A 2,819-nucleotide genomic window follows, 5' to 3' on the forward strand; every position below is an offset into this window, starting at 1 on the left:
TTTTAGATTTCTTTTTTTATTTCTCCTTCTGGTCCTACTTTTTTGTCTTCAGCAGAATTGGGTGGAGTGTTCTTTATTACTTCCGGACGAACAGCAGATACGTTTTGTAAAAGTTGTTTAAGCTCTTTCACTTCAGCTTTTAAGTCATCAAGTTCTTTGAAATCTTTTGTCACATTGGTTGTTATGTCCGAATTTATATTAAGTATTTTTAAGATGTCTTCACATCTCCTCATCTCCTCATCGATCTTACTCAGGCTCTCTTTCTTGATTCTGCAATCTTCTAGAGATTGTCTAACCATGTTAACAATTTGTGATTTTTCTGTGGCTATAGTAAGACCAATATTTGAATCGGTCATCATTGTTTTATCTTCAGATACTGACAGTTTTCTTTGTTCACCATCACACGAAATCACTAGATCCACGAGCTTACGTCTATTTTGCATAGGCATCGGAAATTGTGTCGGTGGCACTGGTTCGTCATAGGGTTTTGATACACTGACTACCGTTCCTAAACTGTACGTTGTGTTCTTTTTAAAAGTACCTGTTATCTCGAGTACGTGTATTCTAGTACCCGACGTTAACTGAGAGAATGTCATATCTTTATAAATTTAAAGAATATGGGCAACTCTCATAGCTGCCCATATATCTTGATTAATATTTAGGCAGCTGGTGCAGGAGTATAATTCATCAGCTGTATTACATTATCACATTTATTAAAATATGCAATGTATCTGTTCCCAGCACTAACTTGTGAACCAGTAATTGGTTCACTTGAAGCATTTACTAAAGGTATATTGCGAGTAAATGAGGGCCATTAATAGCTTCATACATATTTGCAGCCAATTCTGACTTTAAAATAGTGAAGCCTTTCTCCAACAGGCTACCTTCATGCTTCTCTAAAGCTGTTGCCAACTTATCTATAGCTTCTGTAGGGGATTGATGGCGTTTAATTTGTTCTAATAATTTGTTCAAATGCATAGTTTCAATTTATTTATTGATTAACACTAAATTGAAATGTATTGCAATTATTCTGATATATGTATTACTCTAGTATCTAATACTTGAATTAAATCATTAGAGTTTATGATTTGATATTTACTGATTTTATCTTTTTTAAAATCGAAGTGAATTAATCTTTGAAACCAATTCTTATAACGTCTTCTATAGACTTTATCTTCGTATACAAATAAATCTTGATGATTTAGTATTTCCATAGTATGTGTGAACACGCTATCTTTTCTAGCCACCGTGATGGTTGTCAATTGATTTGGTTTTAGCTCTACACAGAAATCCTTTTCTTTTGAAGGGATTATTCTTACTGTGGTGTCTCTAATTACGGTCTCAGTGGATGCTACTTGACGTAGTTGCTTATCTTTGATCTTTAGCTTCTTTTGTTGATCCCTGGCGACCTTTATTAGACTATCGTTAGAATTTTTAAAATCATTTACTGTCAATTCCAATAACCTTGCTTCATTTCTATTTTGATTTGCAATATTTTCCCATACTTGAGCATTATTCATTGCAATCCCTACTTGTTTATCTAAGTCATTTACTTTCTTAGCAAGTCTGACATTATTAAACAATAGTAAACTAAAAATAACAGCAATAGCTATCTTTACTTTGGAAAATATCATTTTATCTTTTTTACAAGTTTCTTTATCTTTGGTAAATCATCTTTTTCTATTGTAATATCCAAATACTTTTCTCCTTTGCTACGTATAAACTTACTGAAGATCTTCCACGGTCCAGTAGGATCAATTGCTTGGAGATTTTCGATCATTGACCACAACTCAACTCCACAAACAATTCCTGAAAATCCTTCTACTAAATGCATGTCAATTGACTTTACTATTTCTGTGCCCATAAGATGACAACAAGAAATTATCATTGCACAGTTTCCGAATTTCTTTAAAGTAGACCACAATCTTCTAGATTCAAACTTACCACCATGAGTAATTGATACTTTGGTGCCAAGAATTGCATCTATAAGTATAAATACACACACTACAACTATTACTGTCCATATTGGAGCAAAGAATGTAGATAACCAACCCATTGCACCAGATAGTAAACAGGCAACAAATTTAATCGGTCCGTCATTAACTAATTCTTTAAAGTAATTCACTGTAGCTACACTTTGAGCCGTTAATATAATATTATTTAGTCTTTGTAACATTACAATAATTTGAAAGAAGATGATTGAAAAACAAAACGCTAACCAATACAAGATTAGCTAGCGTTCTGATATCTTTTGACAGTTTATTTAGTAAACGTCAATAAGGTTTAAAAGTTCTTTATTTATAAATTGACACTATCCTAAGTAATAGCGGTTATTTGTCCACTATTTAATTCCTCTTGTATTTGTTCATAAGCAACAAAATCTGAATCTACTTGCTCTTTTAATTGCTTTCTCTTTTGTAGGAAATCTTTATATATGTCTATATAACTTTCATCTAATATCCCCAATAAGGCAGCATTGTAGTCATTCAATTTCTTTGCTTCAACATCTGTACCCCATAGTTCATTAATACATGTTTCTAATATCTTATTAGCAGTTAATGTAGGCCATACAATCACTTCATAATAAGAATAACCAATATATTCATCTCTTTGTTCCGTTTGTATATCCCATCTATATAAATAGTAACCATTACTATCTCTTTCTATTGTACTGGGTATTTTATCACTGTATGTTCTATTCATATTATTCTGTAGTTGTAGTTATTTCAGCTGATTTATATTTTGGGAAAAAGCAAAGGCGAGACCCAACACGACGATATGCACCAGAAGGGGGATCACCAGCACTCACATAAGCGAGG

Annotated in this window: 5 protein-coding genes; all 5 read right to left on the minus strand. The window is 32.5% G+C overall.

What is annotated here, in order from left to right; all coding sequences use genetic code 11:
- Positions 1-2 precede the first annotated feature (2 nt).
- The 5 genes from QZL64_RS02315 to QZL64_RS02335 all read right to left on the minus strand — a co-directional run bounded on the left by QZL64_RS02315 (position 3) and on the right by QZL64_RS02335 (position 2,703).
- The gene (locus QZL64_RS02315) at positions 3-422 is read right to left on the minus strand and encodes a hypothetical protein (RefSeq protein WP_296309194.1); all 420 of its coding nucleotides are present in this window, start codon (positions 420-422) and stop codon (positions 3-5) included.
- Positions 423-783: 361 nt separating this feature from the next.
- A complete protein-coding gene (locus QZL64_RS02320) occupies positions 784-972 on the minus strand; it encodes a hypothetical protein (RefSeq protein ID WP_296309197.1) in 189 nt (62 codons plus the stop codon).
- Positions 973-1,025: 53 nt separating this feature from the next.
- On the minus strand, positions 1,026-1,634 hold the full coding sequence (locus tag QZL64_RS02325) for a hypothetical protein (protein WP_021840434.1): 609 nt from the start codon (positions 1,632-1,634) through the stop codon (positions 1,026-1,028).
- Positions 1,631-2,227, minus strand: coding sequence for a phage holin family protein (locus QZL64_RS02330; RefSeq protein WP_296309199.1), 597 nt, complete (start codon positions 2,225-2,227; stop codon positions 1,631-1,633). Before QZL64_RS02330 ends, QZL64_RS02325 begins: the two co-directional genes overlap by 4 nt.
- Before the next feature lie 89 nt (positions 2,228-2,316).
- Positions 2,317-2,703 carry a hypothetical protein gene (locus QZL64_RS02335; protein ID WP_021840436.1) on the minus strand — a complete coding sequence of 129 codons (387 nt, stop codon included), beginning with the start codon at positions 2,701-2,703 and terminating at the stop codon, positions 2,317-2,319.
- Positions 2,704-2,819: the final 116 nt, after the last annotated feature.

Source organism: Veillonella sp. CAG:933, assembly GCF_000431435.1.
GTDB lineage: Bacteria > Bacillota > Negativicutes > Veillonellales > Veillonellaceae > Veillonella_A.